We start from the raw sequence: 17,769 nt of genomic DNA on the forward strand, positions 1-17,769 counted from the left end.
GTGTGGGCGAGGGAGTAGCCCTGCAGGAAGAAAGGGCCGTAGAAAGAGCAGAAATCGAGAGGCCCGAGGACATGAGCCAAGAACAGTTGGCACGGTTTTTGGTTGATCTCGTGCATCGGGTTATGGTACACCATACTCTTTGGTTCAGAGAGGTTGAATACCAGTTTGGCATGTCGCAAGCCTTAGATATCCTACAAATAGCTTTGACCGATGCTTACAATATCCAGATGAGGAGATTCTCTAAAGTGTTGGGATTCGAGTTGGAAAAGGGAATACCCAAGCCGCTATTAGAAATGCCCAGGGAAAAACTGATAGAAGTTATTGATAACCTTGCCCTCAACTGGTTGGCGGTAGATGGTGTCTGGTTTCAAGCGGTGGAAAGAACCGTGGGTATGTTCGACGCCAAGCGCTGCAACGACACCTGCTGGACCAGGTTTTCACCGTTTGAGGCCTGGTCGATTAAAAGGCTGTTGGGCTTGCCAGACCAGGCGGGACTGGAAGGTTTGAAAAAGGCCTTAAGGTTCAGGCTGTATTCTAGGATTAATGTACAGACGATTATCGACGAATCGCCTAACAGCATAATATTCCAGATGAACGACTGCCGGGTTCAGAGCGCTCGTAAGAGCAAGGGTCTCGAGGATTATCCGTGCAAGTCGGCAGGAGTTGTAGAGTACCGGACATTTGCCAGTACTATCGATTCCCGGATCAAGACCGAGTGTATAGGCTGCCCTCCGGACGAGCATCCTGATGAATGGTGGTGTGCTTGGCGCTTTTATATACCTAATGATGATTGATTATGATAATGGGCCGCGGCTTGTGGACTAACGGACCAGCGGCCTTGAAAAACGAGAATGGCTCATATATAATAAGTGACAGTCATAGAGGCGGCAGTGGCGGAATTGGCAGACGCAGTAGACTTAGGATCTACCGGGTCACACCGTGGGGGTTCGAGTCCCTTCTGCCGCACCAAAGGAAAATAGGGGGCGAAAGCCCCCTTTTTCTATCCCTTGATGAAATAGTCCATCAGTTCATGTCCTTTTGCAAAGCGAAGGCCGGTGCTTCGGGCCGACGCTTCGTCGTAGGTGCTTGCTTTATTCGGATAATGCTGCCGACTGTCGAATATCACAAAGGGTACTTCTTCGGCGGTATGGGTGCGCACGCTTAAAGGCGTGGGGTGGTCCGGCAGTACCATAAGACGATATTCCCCGAACTTTGGCAGTCCGGATAGCAATTCCCCTATTACCTTTTCGTCAATCTCCTCTATAGCCTTAATCTTAATCTCCAGTTCTCCGCGATGCCCGGCCTCGTCCGGGGCCTCGATGTGGATGTAGACAAAATCCTGCCCGTCGTCCAGTTCCTTTAGAGCAGCCCGAGCCTTGCCTCGAAAATCTGTTGTTATGTTTCCGGTTGCTCCCGGGACATTTACCGCCCTAAGACCGGCGCAAAGCCCGAGACCTTTGGTAAGATCAACGGCGGCGATGACCGAGCCGACAAGGCCGTATTTTTCTGCAAAAAGGGGTAATGCCGGTTTAACTCCCTGTCCCCAGAACCAGAGGGAGGTGGCTGGCCGGAGCCCGCGGTGAACCCGGAACTGGTTGACCGGGTGACAGGGTAGAAAACGGTTGCTCTCCAGCATTAAACCGAGCAGAACCTCGCTACCTTTTCCCCGAGGCAGGTATTCAGCAATTACCCGGTCGGAAATATCGTGGGGCGGAGTCAGTTCTACTTCTAAAGGCCCATTTGTCCATACCATGAGGTGGCGGTAGCTTACCCCCGGATAGAAACGGATGTCTTCGTCGTCAAACCGCTCTTTAACCGCGGCTATGAGTTGGGCCGACTCGGCGCTGGTTATCTCGTCTGAGCTGTAGTCAATCATTCTTTTCTGCGTAAACTCGGGCTCGTCAGAAAGGGTTACCAAGTTGCAGCGAAAGGCAACATCGCCCGGCTTAAGTTCGACTCCCATGGCAATCGCCTCCAAGGGCGAGCGTCCTGTGTAGTAACGGGTCGGGTCATACCCCATTACCGAAAGATTGGCTACGTCACTGCCGGGCGGCATTCCGTCAGGTACGGTTTTGACCATACCCATTCTACCCCTGGAAGCTAAGAAATCTAAGTTTGGGGTTCTGGCATGAGCCAGCGGGGTTTTGTAATCGAGTTCGGGTATAGGGTAGTCAGCCATGCCATCGCCCAGCACCACCACGTATTTCAAGGCTTTTTCTCCTTTCTAAGGGAGTCTCGTGGTCTGATTATACAACAAACAGTTCCGATTTTACCAGCTAGTAAGAACCCGAGGGAGGGGAGACGCGATTAATTTTGGTAAGGAGTTGAAGGCGTAACCACGGAGTAGTAAGCCTGTTTGACAGTGCTTGCGAACAGGAAAAGGCTGAGCTTGATCTCCGTGCAAGCCTGGCTGAGGGAATCCCAGGAAGAAACTCCTTGGCACCGGATAACCGAAGCTGTCCAGACCAGTATGGGAAGACCAAAGAATATGAGCGGATGATACCAACAAAGGACGCATGAGAGAAAATCGATTACCTCGAAAATGCTGGGAAAAAGCTCGAGGGAAAGTGTCCCCGTAAGCAGGGCTAAAGGCAAAGAAACCACCTGGTGGCGTTTTAAGCGGAGGGTTTGAGCAAGGGTGGAGGCTGACAGATAGTGGATGAAGGCCAGCTTGACAAACCCCCCAAGAATCCAGATGGTTAAGACCAGGGCTTCTATACGGTTGAGAAACTTGCCGAGCACGATGCCGCGGGCCAAACTGAGAAAAGGCGCGGTTAGAGCCGCGCTGTACTCGACAGAAAGAACGGAGACGACGGCTATGGTGAGCCCGACACTGGTCAAACCCAGAAACAAAAGACACCCCAAACTGATCTTGAAGGCGGATGAGGGGAGGTTAAGGTGATGCATGACGAAAGCGATGGTTCCGAATTCGGCCAGGTAAGTGAGGATGGGTGGAATGGCGGTCAGCACGGGTTTCCAGCCGTGGGCCAGCACCGGCAGCAGGTTAGAAAAATCGGCTTCCCTCAGAGCCAGAAAGACAGTTACCCCCATCAAGGCGAACACCATAGGTCCGGCGAGCCCAGCCAACCGTCCGAGGACCCTAATTCCGTTGTTAACCAGATAGACGGAAACCGCCAGAGTGGTCGCGATGAAAACCACAGGCGGGGTTCTAGGTAGAATCGCGACAATCAAAATATCGACAAAACCCCGGACTACTGTGGCGGCCAGGAGAAGGTAGCTGAAGAAAAACAGCAGGTTGAGGAACACCCCTAAGGGTTTGCCCAAGGCTGTTTCTACTATTTCGACAAAACTGCGCTCGGGATAACGCATACCGGCTAAGACCACCAGCAAGATTAAGGGCAAGCAAAGGACGAGGGCCAGTATTTCTGCTAACCAGAAGTCCGGACCCGATAGCTGAACTATGCGGGATGGTAGGTACAGGGCGTAAGTTGTCAAAACGGAGGTTGAGATCAGCCAGAAGACTTGCGATGGTAAGAGTTGTCCATTCATATAAACATCTCCTTTTAGCAATCAGACGCTGATTATCAAAGACTCTGATGCTTTTGACACCCTGGCCACTAGGATTTCGCATTTTTTACACCAATCTATGTACATCGGCCCGGCACTCAACTCAAACCCTGATTAGTGAATAGCGTTGTCGGGACAAGCTGGCATGTTGCAATTTCGGCCAGCTGAGTGCCGGGTCTGTGTGCATCTGTGGCTCTATGCTAGAGAAATCTGCGTCAATCTGCGTCTTTTAGCCTAGTACCGGATTACTGCGGTACGGCGAGTTAGGTGAGTACGGCGAATCTTGGACTCCACGTCAACTTCGACCCTAACTGCAGGGAACACTTCCTCCCAACTGCTACCAACACGGTCCCATGTTTGCGGATAATGCTGTTTCAATGCTAGCCCAAAGCCGAAAACGTCGGAACCCAGTTCTTGGGCTTTCTTTACCGAATCCAGAACCTGTTGGCGGATGAGTTGGGCGGATTCTCTTTCCAGGGTTTTAAGCATGGCAGGGGTGACCAGAGGGTGAGTACAGGTCTGTTCGTAAAAGAAGCCCTCTTGCTTTATCTTTACCCGCATGATAATCTCTTGTCCTTGGAGTGCAGGGGTGATGCGGCATTGTGAGCGCAAAGACTGGAGCACGACCGGGCTGCCGCAGTATGGACACCGAACTGTCATTATACCACCCAAGACCGTTTTCGGTTGTAACCACCGGTACCCGCGCGATTCCTCCTCGTTCATCCATCCAACCAGTTTCCCCTTCATAAAAAGCGCGGTGCCGGAGATCTGGAGAAAACACCGGTCGCTGGGGTCTTTGACCACGCTGATGCCGGGCACCGCAGGCTCGATGCCAGGCTTGATGGAGCGGATGATAAAGTCGCGCAAAAGACAGCGCGTGTATATTCCCGCGTACAGATCCTCGCTTTTTATCATCGAAGTCAAGGCTACTCCGGGTATCCTTTCTACTTCTGTAGGAACCGACAAAACTTCGGCGGCGGTCGTGTCGCGGGCGATGAAGACATCTCCGGTTTTTCTCACGTTGCGGTTACGCGCAAACTCATCGACCAGGCCGGCCAGTCCGCGCCGGGCCAGGCTTTCACCCCAAACATTGGCCGACCAGTGCTGCCAGAGGATGCTGCGCGGGTTCTTCAACATGATGTTTCGGCCCGCAGTAGTGAAGGTTTCACCTGTAGTAGAGACCACCACAAAAGGAGGTGATGGTGGAGTTTGGCCCGGTGTTTTCTGAGAGACCGGAATCTGTACAGTAAAACGCAAGCGGTCCCCGGGAAGATCATCTAAGCCTACAGCGATGGCTAAATTAGTTTGGTTCAATTCAGTCCGGTCCCAGCAACCGCCGGTGATTATCATGACCGGGATAAAGAGCACAAGAAGCCAATTCTTTTTCACAGCATCACTCCAGGGTCAGGTTTGTGTTTCCGGCGGCGACTTTATTGCGGGGCGCTTTATCCGTGCCACCAGCAACAGCAGCGAGGGTATGACAAGGGAAAAAGTAAAGCCGTACGGCCCGAAAAAGGTGGGGTCGAACAGAGCAGTGTACTCAAGCGTGTTTTCACCTAAAAGCAGGGCCACCAAGCCGACCAAAACCGACAAAGGAAGTACCAGAGGTTTATAGCACCGCAGGTTAAAGCCTTGGGCCATGGCCTGGGAAGCCCACATCAGGTTGAGAGTAACCTGCACGAAAACGCCCCCCAGCCAAACAGTCAGTAACGCCGGCTCCACCCTTTGCACAAACTCGCCGAATGCGATGCGCCTGGCTACACTTAACCCCGGGTAGGTAGCCAAAGCAGCGTTGTCAATCCCTAAGCTTGATATAACTACCAGAACGATGGCCATAAGGTGCAATGCACCCAGGGGGACTCCCCACTTAACTACCCGGGAGGCATGGGCAGGGTTATCCATAAAAGGTATAACCATCGCCAAGTTAACTATATCTGAACACACGGCCATGGGGGTTACGGCATTGGTCAACAAGTTGCCTAGACCGCCGGCCATGAACGGCGAGAGGTTGGACGGCCGCAGCCGGTTCAAGGACAGGAAAATGAGCATCCAGATCAACCCTAGCATTACCGGTCCTAGAACCTGGTTGACGAGGGCAATGGTTGTTAGTCCCCGGCGGGCGGCGATGACGCTGGTCAAGAGGGTTAAACCCATCAAGACGCTGACGGGTGTAAAAATCATGACCGAATTCAGAAAAAAATCGCTCGATATGCGCACCCCCAGGGCCGCAAAAAAAATGAACCACCAGGCATACAAAAGAGCGAGTATCGAACCGAAAACGGGTCCCAGAAGAGTACGACTGTACTGAATAATAGTCTTATCGGGAAAAATGCTGCCCAGTTTGATGACGATGGCCCCAACTAGCCAGGCTACCGGGATGACGAGCAGCGGAACCAACCATACGTCCCGGTTGGGACTGGGGGCGGCACTGACAGGCAACACCATTACTAAGTCAAAAGCTATGCGAATGGAGAAGCACAGAAGCAACACCTGTAGCCAGTTCACCGTCATTCGAAGATTGACGCCTGCGGATCTAATCAGAGGGACCCCCTTTACTTTCGCCTGCCTTTTTTGGGCGTTATGGCTGGAAACGAAATACGGTCTCTAAAGCTCTGACCGGGTTGGGAAGGGGCCAGTTGTAAAACTGGCCCAGGCTGTACAATACGGCGATAGCCATCAAAACCGAAAACACCGCCAATTCCCGGTACATCTTGTCCCTCAAAAGCGGGGGGACATCGATAAGGATGATGACAAGGAACAGCAGAATCAGCAAAGCCAGCATAACTCACCCTCCTAGCAGTCTAGAGCCACAGATTTACACAGATGGAGCACAGATTATCACTGATAACTATTATCTACATTACCCCATTTCAACAGCAATCTGTGTACATCTATGCAAATTCGTGTTTATCTGTGGCTCATCAATCTTCGGCTCATCGCAGATACAGGATTTTCGTCAAGAAGTTGCTCCTTCTGATATTGACATCTACCTGCACCGAGACAGGCACGCTAGGGAATAGGCTCTCCCAGTTTTTCTCCATGGATTGCCATGCGCGAGGGTACCTCCGGCTCACAGCCAGCCCCAGGCCAAATATGTCAGACCCTAGAGATTGGGCTTTGTAAATTGCCGCCAAGACTTCGTCTTCAATCTGGCGCTCGCCTTCGGCTTCTAGTTGGGAAATTGTGGGACTAGTCAATAAATCATGGGTGCATCTTTGTTCGTAAAACATTGCGTCGTCCCTAATCTTGATGCTGAACGCCACTCTGCCGTTTTCCAACCGGGGTATGATTTCTGATCTCGTTCTAAGCATCTCCAACAAGACTGGTTTGCCGTCGAAAGGGCAGGTGACGGTAACCGTCCCTCCTCTTACCTGTTTGGGGCGCAGCCAGCGGTAACCCCGCGATTCACGGGTATCTAACCATCCTACCAGGTGCCCTTTTCTAAAAACCGCAGTGCCGGAAAGCCTCAGCGTCTTTTTCCCTGAAGCGTCCGATATAACTTCCACTCCAGGAATTACAGGCTCGATACCGGGAGCCGCGAGCTTGGAAAGTACCTCATTGATCCTCACTTCTGTATACACTCCTGTGGTCGGGTCTTGCGATCTTATCATGGCTTTGAGGGCCTGGGCAGAAGATTTTTCAATGACCGGAGCGGTTTCAAGCACCTGGCGAGCTTCTGAACCTCGTGCCACAAAAATATCGGTGTTTTCTCGAAGGTGAGGACTTCGTAACATGAGATCGACCATGTCTACCAGGTTTCTTGCCATAGCTTCTCCAACAACGAAGGCGGCTATGTGTTCGATAATCTGAACTCCGGGGGATTCTAGGGTTATTCTCCGGCGTCCCACGGACACCGTTTGGCCGGGGGCAGAAACAACGACGAAAGATGGACCCCTGCTGATGTCAGGCGGTAGCATGAGCTGGAAAGAGGTTAATATATTTCGGTCTGGTAAGAGATCCATACCCGCCCCGCCTATGACAACGGCCTGGGGAAACTCTACACGCCCCCAGCAGCCTGATGTTGCCAAGAGGGAAAAGATAAGAATGAGCAACCATATCCTTCGCCGCATGTTTCAACTCCCTGCTGTGAGGATTCGAGCAACAGACGGACACAGATACTTAGACGCAGATTAACCCAGATCTATAATTATGATTACAACTAATAATTAATAATTCATCTGCGTCAATCAGCGTCTAATTAAAAATAGAATCCGTGATCATCTGTGCTAATCTGTGTATATCAGTGGCTTAAAAATGGTACTGCAACGTTTCGGTGGTGAGGTAACTCCGCCTGATCTCGGATTTGACATGGATCTCGACCTCGAGTGTTGGGAATACCTGGGCCCACTTGCTCTCAAGGCTGGCCCATTCTTTGGGGAAGCTCTCAAAAACGGCTTGGCCAAAGCCGAAGATATCCGAGTCGAGGGCTTGGGCTTTATTGACCGCCGCGCGTACCTGACGTGCAATCAATTGGGCGGCTTGCTGCTCGAGTTGAGGGAATGTTTTAGGAGTCAGGAGCTGGTGAGAACAAGTTTGTTCATAGAAATTGCCTTCCTCTTTTATGTCAATGGTTATGACAATTCTTCCATCTTGTATCCGGGGCTTTATCCGGCACTGTGAACGCGTGGTATCGAGCAGCACCGGTTTACCGCAAAACGGGCATTTGATAATTTTGGTACCTCCAGCAAGAGGGGTGGGACGGAGCCACCTGTAACCGCGCGATTCTTCTTCGTTAAGCCACCCGACCAGGCGGCCTTCTTTGAAAACCGCCATGCCAGATAGACGCAGGGCCTTCTTACCGTTCTCGTTGACTATCTCTACTCCTGGAACAGCAGGTTCTATCCCTGGCGTTATGGTTTTGGTAAGGAAGTCACCCATGTCAGTAGGGGTGTATATACCTATATGCAGATCCTGGTTCTTGATCATGGAAACCAGGGCTGGGCCGGGCAGCTTTTCCACCTCCGTCGGCACTTGAAGAACCTGGGCGGCGGTTGAGTTTCGGGCTACAAAGAGGTAGCCGGTTTTACGTATATTACGGTTACGCAGAAAGTAGTCGACGGCTCCGCTCAGTCCTTGGCGGCAGAGGTCTTCGCCTAGTAAGTAACAGTAAGCGTGCTGCCAGAGGGGGCTGCGGGGTTGTCTTAAATGCACGTTGCGCGGTCCTTCGGTGAGGGACCTCCCATCTCTAGAGACTGTCACGAAGGTGGGCGAAGAGCGGGCTGTCTTTGCCCCTTTCTGCTTTCCCGCTTGGGGCGGCATTTCAGCAATTTGTTCGGTAAACATGAGATGTCTTTTAGCGGCAGCGTCCCACCCGATTGCAACTACCACAAAATTGTCGTTAATCTCGCGGCTGTCCCAACAGCCGGAAACCGAACCTAGGCTAACCAGCACTACTAGCAGAATCAGGTACTTTCTGGTCATTGCATTCATTTCTTCGCCACCACGATAGGATTAATAAAACCAACGGCAAGATTACGGCAAACACCAACATCACCCGGTAGAAAAAGAAATCGTAAAAGAACTTCAATTCAACTGTATTCCTGAACATTGCGATGCTCAAGGCGCCGATCAGAAGGGCGAACGGTAGCACCAGAAAGCGGTAATCACGCAAACGCACGGCCGCGGCGCTGGTATGGGCAATGACAAAAAGCAAGAGGCTGGTTTTGACAAAAGCGTTGGTTATCCAAATAGCGACAAACACCGCGTCTACCCTTTCTATAAAATCCCCTACCGAGATGTTCCTTACTACAGAATAAATAGGATAAGAAAGAACTCCTGCCAGGTAGTGGTTGAAAACCCCGATGCTGAGCAGAGTAAAAACACATATCCAGAAGGCCGAGGACAGCACACTGCCGAGGACGGAAAGGTACGTCCGGCTGCGATTGCTGACAAACGAGGATAAAAAAAACGCGATGTAAGATTCGGCAAAGACATGTGAATGTTTCCAGGCCCCCGGCGCCAGCGGTAGTATACCTCTTGGTACGAAGGGCAAGAAGTTATTCCAGTCAATGTTGAAGCAAGAAAGAGCTGCTGTGAGCAAAGCCCCAAAAGTGTTAGTCCAAAAAAAGACTTCGGCTAACCGGCCAATCGTGGCTAGTCCCCGGCGGGCAGCCCAAGCCGCGGCTGCGAGGAGAAAACCGGCAAACACGCTGACCGGTACGACAAAAAGCACTACCGAGAGTGCAAACTCGAAAAACATCCGAAGGCCAAGCGCACAGGAAAAGATAAGGAAAAACAAATACGAGAGAATCAAGGCTTTGGCCAACCACTTTCCCAGGCTTGATTCGAAAAAAGGGACCAGGCCCATGTTTGCCTTGGATGCTAAAGCCGAATAGACCAAGGCATAAGGTAAGGCAACCAGAGCACAAAACCAGGCCAGGATCCAGCCGTTGTTGCCGCCGGCTCTGATGAGGTGAGGAGGCTCAAAAATGGCGGTGCTGGACATAATCATGAACATCAAAAGACAGTAGAGCTGAAAAGGGGAAATTCGATTACCCATCATTACGCCTGCCGCAGCCGGTTCCCTGGGGCCAGTGTTTGGGGACGCCGAACACTGCTCCACCAGGGACGCCGTACCAGGATGTCTCCCAGGTCTTCCCACCGCATAGGAGCCAAGGGAGCCAGGTAAGGCACTCCAAAGGAGCTGATGGAAGCCAAATGAATTAGCAAGAAGATTATGCCTATCATTAAGCCGAAATAACCCAGGAAGGCGGCGGCTATGAGCATCAGGAAACGCACCATGCGAAGAGAAACCCCGGCGCTGTATACTGGGATGCTGAACGAGCAGATTCCGGTAAAAGCTACTACCACCACCATTGGCGTAGAAACCAGACCGGCGGAAACGGCTGCGTCTCCTATGACCAGGGCCCCGACGATACTTATGGCGGGGCCGATGGCGCGAGGCATACGAAGCCCAGCCTCCCGCAGGATTTCGAAGGTGACCTCCATCAAGAAGGCTTCGAGAAAAGTGGGGAAAGGTATTCCCTCTCGGGCAGCGGCGATGGTCAGAAGTAATGGGGTAGGAATCATTTCCTGGTGATAGGTTATAGTAGCCACGTAAAGCGACGGCAAAAGTAAGGTCGCGAAGAAGGCGATCTGTCGCAGTATCCGGGTTAGAGTCGAAGGTATGTACCGCATGTAGTAGTCTTCCGGTGAGTTCCAGAACTGGGGAAAGGTTGCGGGTACCACCATGGCCCAGGGGGAACCATCCACCAGGACCGCGACCCTTCCTTCTAGAAGGTGACCGACTACCCGGTCCGGCCGTTCAGTGTGTTCTACTTGGGGGAAGAGGGAGAAGCGGTGGTCTTCGATGAGTTCCTCCAGATAACCGACGTCAAGCACCCCGTCGATGTCGATTGTCTGAAGACGTTTTTTTACTTCGTTGACCAGGGAATCCTGAGCTATGTACTGGATATAGCAGATGACGATGCTGGTGCGGGTAATCCTGCCCAGTACCATGCTTTCTGTTTTAAACCGGTTGGTTTTCAGGCGACGGCGGAGGAGCGCGGTGTTGAATCTCAGGGTTTCGGTGAATCCTTCTTTCGGACCCCGGATCAAAACTTCTTCATCCGGGCTTTCAACTTTTCGGCTTTCCCAGCTCTTAAAGTCGAGGATCAGGGCTTGAGCGTATCCGTCGATGAGCAGGGCCGCGTCTCCCGAGGCGGTGAACTCGACTACCTCTTGTAAGGTGGTCGCTTCTTGGAGTTCGGTGGCAGTAAGCAGGTAGTCGCGGACTGCGGTGTAGATGTCGAGCGATTTTGTCTCGGGACCCCGTTTCAGTATATCAAAATCGATCATCAGGGGGCGAAGCACGGCGGTTTCAGCTTCGTTCTTCTGCATCAAGCCGTCGAAGTAAACCAGAGCTGCGTTTATGCCTAGCTCACGACCGAACTTAAGCCTCCTCACCACCGCGTCGGAACAACCTTCGAAAAGCCTCTGCAAATATTGCAGGTTGTTTTCGAGGGAGGTCGAAAGCTTGCTTGAGATTATTTCTTCATCGGTAGGTTGAATCTCAGGAGAACCGGGACTCCGCGTTATATATCTCATCGAGATCTCCTCGCTCTCACAGTTGCTGGTAGCATAGAAAGCTAGCGCCTTTGTTAGTCGGCTGCTTCCAGGCTTTACCTGAACAAAGACGATAATACTGCTTACTAAAGTCTGTATCAAACCTTGTCATTATATTCAAAAATTGATACTCCATCCAAACAGTGCATAGCGTTTTTTGTTCGACCCCTCAACTATCTGGTACAGTTGCTGGAGGGCCTGCCTAAGTCTAAGCGAGGGGATTGGTGTCACGGTGTGACGAGTTTTGGATGCGGTTAGATACCCGTTGTTGTAGAATTAAGAGGTGAAGTGAATCATGAAGAAATGAGGCTCAGGCCGGTAAGGCGTGACAGCACTTGATGGTGAAGACAATGAGGGCGGTTTTACGCAAACTGGTTGACCGGATTCCTTTGGAAGAAGAGGAATACCGGCGTCTCCTTGCTTATACAGAAACTCTACGTTCCGGTAGCGAGGAATCGTACAGGGTATTCCGCGACAATTACGGTTCCCTGCTGATGGCTGACTACGGAATCCGGTTGCCCCGGTTTGCCAGCGGGCGAGCCGAGTTTCTAGAGTACTTGTGTCAGAATTGGGAGGTAGTACAGGCTTTAAAGCTTGGCCCGTTGCCGGTAAGCACTATGCCGGTAAGCCTACAGGAATACCTGCGAACGGAGTACGGGTCCGAGATCAAGGCCGAACAGGTAAGGGATCTCGTCGAGTGGATTGAACGGAACCAAACTGCCGGGCACGGGTTGCCCCGGCCCAGGAAGAGGGACCCGGTGCTGGTTTATGAGGTAGGCAACGAAAATAAGGAGATCGGACTGGCGCAACATTTTAGAAGAATCGCCCGGCACCCGTTTGTCAGCAGGATAGTGAGCGTGCGCTACCTGTCGAGGGGCAAAGCGGCTCAAGACCGTTTCGAGGTGCGGGGAGAGGATGTCTTATCAGGTATTTTTACCAATAAGGAAAAGTCTATTTACTATTTGGTCTACCTTACCGAAGCTGATCTATGCAAAGCGGCCAATGCCTGCAATTTACTGAACCACGTTTTCTACGGATAGCGTGTGTTATACATGGGATTCCTTAGCACGAGACTGGAACCGGCTTTTTAACCTGATAAACTCTTGACGGTTGATAGGAGTCAGAGGCTTATGACCATTGGATTGAAGGACATCGTAAAAAGCGTAGCTTCCATAGGCCCGAACGAAGACATTTTCGCATACTGGAGCCGGGAACTGGAAGGCCGCAAGAGGGTAAGAAGCCTGATATCCAAGGGCGCGAGGCTAGAACTTGAGATTGACCGGGACGTGCTTGACTTTTTGTTTCGGGTGTTATGTCTGAGCCAGAGCCAGGGCCTCTTGTACCGTGTATTGTGGGATTACTCCGACCAGATGGCTGTTATCAGGTGGCTGGGCGATAGGTCCGAAGGGTTTAGGCTACGTTTCCTGCAACAACTAGCCGAGCTATGGCCGCAGAAAGACGGTCGAGGCCGACGGGACTTTTTAATAAACATATATACCCCGGCCCTAACCGATGCCTATCGCCGGTTATTGGCTGGCTTTGATAGTAAAGATATCGATTACCTAATTTCACGGACAGCTAATCCGGAGCTGCGCCGTCTCTTGCGGGAAGAGAAAGAAAAGATAGAGATTCGAGCGAGAGAATCCCGTCTGGGCGTGGCCATACACAAGGTCAGGGCCCGGGGTTTGGACTGCATTTTCGGAAATAAGACGGAACTTGCCAAATCGCTGTTGTCCAGCCTTGAGCAGGCCGAAGCCGAACTTTACGAGCATCCTTACCGGGTTGATAGGCTTTTGAAACTCTGTGAGTGTTGCGTAAGGTTATTTGAACTGGGTTGGATTGAGGACAGCCTGGTTTTGACCGTCGAGACTTACAGCGATTTCATGGAAAGAGGCAGGCTGCAGGGGAGAGAAGCGGTTCGAGTCTACCGCCGTTTAGATCGTTTGGCCCGGGCCGTCATCCCGGTTTATTGCTTGCTGGAGTTTGGTGAGAACCTGGGGAGGGAAGTAGAGAAGCTATACCGGTCTTGCCTCAGTCAACTGGTAGTCGAGAACGCATCGCTCGCTTATCTGGAACTTTATGAGCGTTTGCAGGAAGCGAGGAGCACGCCTTCGGTGTATCCCCGGTCGGAGGTGGAGAGATTCTGTCTAAGACTAGCCAAGACCAGACCAGATGATGCAATAATCAAATGTCTTAAGGGCAGGGAACGAGAAGGTGTTGACATTGAGGGCTGTATGCAAGCAGTGGGAGAGCGGATGAAGAGCCGACCCCACGAGGCTTTCGTAATTATGGAGTTCGTACGCCTGGTGGTCATGCCCGGATTGGACGTTCGAAGGAAGTCTAAGGTGGGCGAATCTATGCTGACCCGTTATTTGGATTTGTGGGGCTGGGTCCCCAACGTTCGTTTTATGAACCGGGAAATAGCGGAGTCTCTGAGTGCGGTGGCAAAAGGCGAGACCCGGCGACAGGTGTTTGACGTCCTGCGCTGGACAGAAGCTTTCGCCAACAGAGATAACCAACTCCATTCTAATAAAAAAGAACTGGTTCGGGGCAAGGGCAGTAAAGCAGCTTTGCAGGCGTTTCTCGGCAGGGTTTTGGGGGTGACGGATTAGTGGAACCAGAACTATCGAAGCTAAAAGAGGCTTGTCAGGCGGTTTTGAACTCGCTCCTCGGCCAGCTCAGAAATGAGATCGAGGAACTGACCTCGGTTCAAAACCTGTTTTTGCCCTCAGGGACGGTCGATATCGAGGTTTTGGAGGATTATCTGTATCACGTCAACAGCTTTTACTACCGTGCCTTCGACCAGAAGATGATACCTGTGTATATAGAAAAGGTTAACCGGATGATGGCCGAAATTTACCGGGTCAGCAGGCAGGGGGAGCAGGTAAAAAATGACCTTGTCAGCAACCTGGTGCGTTGTGCCGGGCTTTCCAACCTGCTTAAGCATTTTACTCAGGTCTTAAGCGATCTGGAGCAGGTGATTCAGCAGGAGTTGAAGGCTTTAACCGACAACCGTATGAGGGTCAACCGGCAATTAATTGAAGTAGTAGAAGACTTAACCTCCGAGATCAGGTCCTTGGAACAGCAGTTCAACATCGTGGAGAAAATTCAGAGGGATGCCGAGTGGGCTGAGCTGATCAAAAGCGACGTTAACCTGTTGCCGGTGGTTTGTTGGTGGGTGGAAGGGTGGACGGCTGAACCCGGTGCCAGGATTCGAGACGAAGTGGGGCGTTGGCTGGGGCAAGCCGAAACGTTTATACAAATGCTCGAGGATGTGGCCGCACCTCCTAGGGAGTCGAGGCTCGGTGATTCCTGGCCCGGCTTGCTTGAAAAGGCTCTAGCGCTGGGTCGGGCCTTAGAGTTCTCTTCGTCCCTACGAAACCTGATACGGGAGACAATAGGCGCCTGGCTGGAATTTGAAGCGGAGAGATTGGGCTTCTACCAGCGGCAGGTTTCAAGCAACAAGATGGCCGAACACACGGCGAGGTTTGCAGAAGAAGCGAGACACCGTTTGGGACAGTGGGTAAAGATTTTTCGGTGCCTTCTTCGGTTTAGCCGCGAAGGCCTCGAACCGGAGATGTTAAGCGAATTCAGGTGGATGAGATCACTTGCAGGAGATTATGCCGGATCGATAGCCCGTTTATTGCGAGAGTTTCAGAGGGAACTGGAGGCGCTGGCCGACAAGCTGCAGCGCTACCCGGACCTCAGTCCCTTGGAGTTGGAGAAGCTTTTCGAGGAAACTGTTTATCGATATGAACAGGAATTGCGCGAACGCTGGTCCAGGGCGAATCTTCCCCGGCCGAGCCGATTCGGGTACCGGGTCGAGTATACCTTAGAATACCTGGAGCTGATTGATGTCAAGCTCCGCTATCACCGGGAACGGCTGCAGATGTATCTGGAAGCACAGGGGCGTTACCGTGAGGTCGCGGAGGGTCTGCGCAGGTGCCGCCAGCTGTTTTCCGGGTTTGGGGAGGATGTAGATAACCTGTTGTCTCCACGCACTCTGAAACGGGCATGGAAGGACCTGCCGGTAGAGGTCAGGCGCTATCCCATCAAAGTGGGAGAAAAACTGCCCCCGGAGTGCCTGCCGGTTTTGGACAAAGGATATGTGGAACGCAAACCGGTTTCCGAAAAGGAGCATCTCGTGGTTCTAGAAGAAAAGGGAGACGTGTTTTGGATACAGGTTGATGGGATTGAGCGCTGGGAGGTACCTTATCTGGTGGTGGGTATGAAAAGGTAGGTAATGCCGGTGAACCTGGGAATAGACTTCGGTACAAGCTACACCAAACTGGGTTATGTCGATGAAGACGGCCATTTCGTCAACCTGCTCGGGCCTGGGGGGATGCTACCTTCGGTGGTTGCATTGGCACCAGAGGGAGGCAGGTTGTGCTTCGGTTCGGATAGCTTGTCTTTACCGAAAGAGGAAGCGGAAATCGTCCGGTTCTTCAAGATCGAGCTGAAGCGGAACCTGAATTTCAGGGTGGGAGACTTTGGCTTGAGTGAGATATTGAGGTCGTACTTTTCCTATCTCCGTGACCAGTATGTTTCCGGAAGTCTGCCGCACCCGTTGCAGGCGGTTACGGTCGGTGTTCCCAATTACTTCGGTCTAAAAGCCCGGCGGATGTTGTTAGAGGCGGTAAGAAGCGTTTTCCCCGGGGTCCGGGTGAGGCTGGCCTTGGAACCGGTAGCTGCTTTGGTCGGGTTGTTGGCCGAAGGGGGACCGGATGAGGCCCGGTTGTGGCAGGGCAACATTCTAATCCTTGACCTCGGCGGAGGGACGGCCGACGCCAGCTTCGTTCACGTGAGGCCAGACCGCAAGGTGAGAGTAGTATTAGAAGCCCAGCTGCACGCCGGCAGCGATGCTTTCAGCGGGGCGGAAATTGACAAGGCGGTTCTTCGCCAAACTCTTTTCCCTTGCTTCGAGGCGAATACCGGAATAACGATTCCGCCGAGGTTCAAGAAGGAAAAAGGTTTGAACCGGGAGGAGCTGTACGAATACTCGAGAATGTTGAAATGGGCAGAGGAAGTCAAACTCAGGATGCAAGGGCAGGAGGATATAGTTATCGATATACCGTCTTTTTACCGGGGACGGAGCCTATCAGCGGTTTTTGAAAAAAGGAATTTGTCTTTGGTTTTCGAACGCACTTTATCAAGATTGGAAGATTTCATAAACAACGTGGTGGGGCCTAGTGCCGAGCGCTTGGGGCTGTTCGGGGCCGGGAAATGGGATATCGACATCGTGGTGTTAACAGGTGGAGTTTCTAAGATGCAAGGGGTGGAAGAGGTCGTGTCTCGAATAGGATCGCGGGTGTATCGTCCTTACTCGCCCGAATTCAGCGTAATCCAAGGTTTGTGCCGGTGGCCGGGAGGAGAGTCTGCTTTAAACCTGGAAGTCAAGACCTTGCTTCCCTTTCGTTTCTATATTGAAAAGAAAGGGACAGAACCGGAATTGGACACTATCCCCTTCGACACCGCTAATCTGGAGTTGGATTCCGGCGGGGTCTACTGCTTGTGTTCCGTTTTGCCAACTTCTCCCTACAACCTGTCCGAGGATAACGGCAGGGTTAAGATCCGTATTTACCAAGGGGGAGAAGCCCAGGAACCGCAAGAGATTAGAACTGACCCCGAAGGCTTGGTACTAGAGGAGTCACGCCCGGTGCAGGGGGATGAACCGCTTGAGGTCTGGTTAGACCTGGCGGAATCTTGTTTGAGGGTGGCCGAAGAACCGGAGCTTGAGGTCGAGGGTGCAATCGCGGGAGATGTCCCCTGCCTGTGGGAAGCGGGGTTGGACAGGCAACATGAGGTTTTGGCCCGGGTCCGCAGGTTACAGCTGTGCCGGCCAGAGGTAAGCGGGTATTATGCCGCAGTGCTGGAGGGACTTAAACGCGGCCGCCCGTTCCAGAACTTCGACGAAGCCGTCAAAGCTAAGCTGCTTCTTTTTTTAGACATGCTTTCGCAGTCAAACCATAGGTAAAGCCACAGATGGACACAGACCCGGCACTCAACCCACCTAGCTTTCAACATGACATCCTGTCACAACAACGCTATACAACTAATCAAGGCTTGAGCTGAGTGCCGGGCTGATGTACATTGAAGTTAAAATATGTGTCAGCCAGACAAAACAAATTGACAGGAAGAGATGTCTCACGATACACAACTAACATCAGATAAAACTTA

At 52.1% G+C, this 17,769-nt stretch carries 14 protein-coding genes and 1 tRNA gene; 6 read left to right on the forward strand and 9 right to left on the reverse strand.

Translation table 11 applies throughout. The features are described from left to right. Positions 1-2 precede the first annotated feature (2 nt). Positions 3-794 (forward strand): DUF6125 family protein, encoded by a 792-nt coding sequence (locus tag HPY90_RS00445; RefSeq protein WP_287189856.1) that lies wholly within the window; start codon positions 3-5, stop codon positions 792-794. A gap of 90 nt (positions 795-884) precedes the next feature. Continuing rightward, positions 885-969 (forward strand) — tRNA-Leu (locus HPY90_RS00450). 31 nt (positions 970-1,000) lie between these two features. Here HPY90_RS00450 and HPY90_RS00455 read toward each other — a convergent pair. From HPY90_RS00455 to HPY90_RS00495, 9 genes are all read right to left on the reverse strand, one after another. Next, positions 1,001-2,209: a cofactor-independent phosphoglycerate mutase gene (locus HPY90_RS00455; protein WP_287189858.1), complete on the reverse strand. Its 1,209-nt coding sequence runs from the start codon at positions 2,207-2,209 to the stop codon at positions 1,001-1,003. Between the two features lie 98 nt (positions 2,210-2,307). Continuing rightward, the gene (locus HPY90_RS00460; protein WP_287189860.1) at positions 2,308-3,510 is read right to left on the reverse strand and encodes a GerAB/ArcD/ProY family transporter; all 1,203 of its coding nucleotides are present in this window, start codon (positions 3,508-3,510) and stop codon (positions 2,308-2,310) included. A 252-nt stretch (positions 3,511-3,762) separates the two neighbouring features. Beyond that, positions 3,763-4,917, reverse strand: a complete 1,155-nt coding sequence (locus HPY90_RS00465; protein ID WP_287189862.1) for a Ger(x)C family spore germination protein — start codon at positions 4,915-4,917, stop codon at positions 3,763-3,765. A gap of 15 nt (positions 4,918-4,932) precedes the next feature. Continuing rightward, complete coding sequence (locus HPY90_RS00470) at positions 4,933-6,039, reverse strand: GerAB/ArcD/ProY family transporter (protein WP_013174481.1); 1,107 nt, start codon at positions 6,037-6,039, stop codon at positions 4,933-4,935. A gap of 67 nt (positions 6,040-6,106) precedes the next feature. After that, complete coding sequence (locus tag HPY90_RS00475) at positions 6,107-6,310, reverse strand: hypothetical protein (RefSeq protein ID WP_013174482.1); 204 nt, start codon at positions 6,308-6,310, stop codon at positions 6,107-6,109. 151 nt (positions 6,311-6,461) lie between these two features. Further along, positions 6,462-7,598 carry a Ger(x)C family spore germination protein gene (locus HPY90_RS00480; protein WP_287189865.1) on the reverse strand — a complete coding sequence of 379 codons (1,137 nt, stop codon included), beginning with the start codon at positions 7,596-7,598 and terminating at the stop codon, positions 6,462-6,464. A 178-nt stretch (positions 7,599-7,776) separates the two neighbouring features. After that, positions 7,777-8,958: a Ger(x)C family spore germination protein gene (locus tag HPY90_RS00485; protein ID WP_287189866.1), complete on the reverse strand. Its 1,182-nt coding sequence runs from the start codon at positions 8,956-8,958 to the stop codon at positions 7,777-7,779. Further along, a complete protein-coding gene (locus tag HPY90_RS00490) occupies positions 8,909-10,027 on the reverse strand; it encodes a GerAB/ArcD/ProY family transporter (RefSeq protein ID WP_287189867.1) in 1,119 nt (372 codons plus the stop codon). Before HPY90_RS00490 ends, HPY90_RS00485 begins: the two co-directional genes overlap by 50 nt. A 2-nt stretch (positions 10,028-10,029) precedes the next feature. Continuing rightward, the gene (locus HPY90_RS00495; protein ID WP_287189868.1) at positions 10,030-11,574 is read right to left on the reverse strand and encodes a spore germination protein; all 1,545 of its coding nucleotides are present in this window, start codon (positions 11,572-11,574) and stop codon (positions 10,030-10,032) included. A 353-nt stretch (positions 11,575-11,927) separates the two neighbouring features. On the opposite strand from HPY90_RS00495, the gene HPY90_RS00500 reads away from it, so the two are divergent. The 4 genes from HPY90_RS00500 (at position 11,928) to HPY90_RS00515 (ending at position 17,566) form a co-directional block, all read left to right on the forward strand. Continuing rightward, positions 11,928-12,632, forward strand: a complete 705-nt coding sequence (locus tag HPY90_RS00500) for a hypothetical protein (RefSeq protein WP_287189871.1) — start codon at positions 11,928-11,930, stop codon at positions 12,630-12,632. Between the two features lie 90 nt (positions 12,633-12,722). Then, positions 12,723-14,204 carry a hypothetical protein gene (locus HPY90_RS00505; RefSeq protein WP_287189874.1) on the forward strand — a complete coding sequence of 494 codons (1,482 nt, stop codon included), beginning with the start codon at positions 12,723-12,725 and terminating at the stop codon, positions 14,202-14,204. Continuing rightward, positions 14,204-15,832 carry a hypothetical protein gene (locus HPY90_RS00510; protein WP_287189877.1) on the forward strand — a complete coding sequence of 543 codons (1,629 nt, stop codon included), beginning with the start codon at positions 14,204-14,206 and terminating at the stop codon, positions 15,830-15,832. The genes HPY90_RS00505 and HPY90_RS00510 overlap by 1 nt, the downstream gene beginning before the upstream one ends. Positions 15,833-15,835: 3 nt before the next feature. Next, complete coding sequence (locus tag HPY90_RS00515; RefSeq protein ID WP_287189880.1) at positions 15,836-17,566, forward strand: Hsp70 family protein; 1,731 nt, start codon at positions 15,836-15,838, stop codon at positions 17,564-17,566. Positions 17,567-17,769: the final 203 nt, after the last annotated feature.

It is taken from the genome of Syntrophothermus sp. (genome assembly GCF_013314835.1).
In the GTDB taxonomy this organism is placed as follows: domain Bacteria; phylum Bacillota; class Syntrophomonadia; order Syntrophomonadales; family Syntrophothermaceae; genus Syntrophothermus; species Syntrophothermus lipocalidus.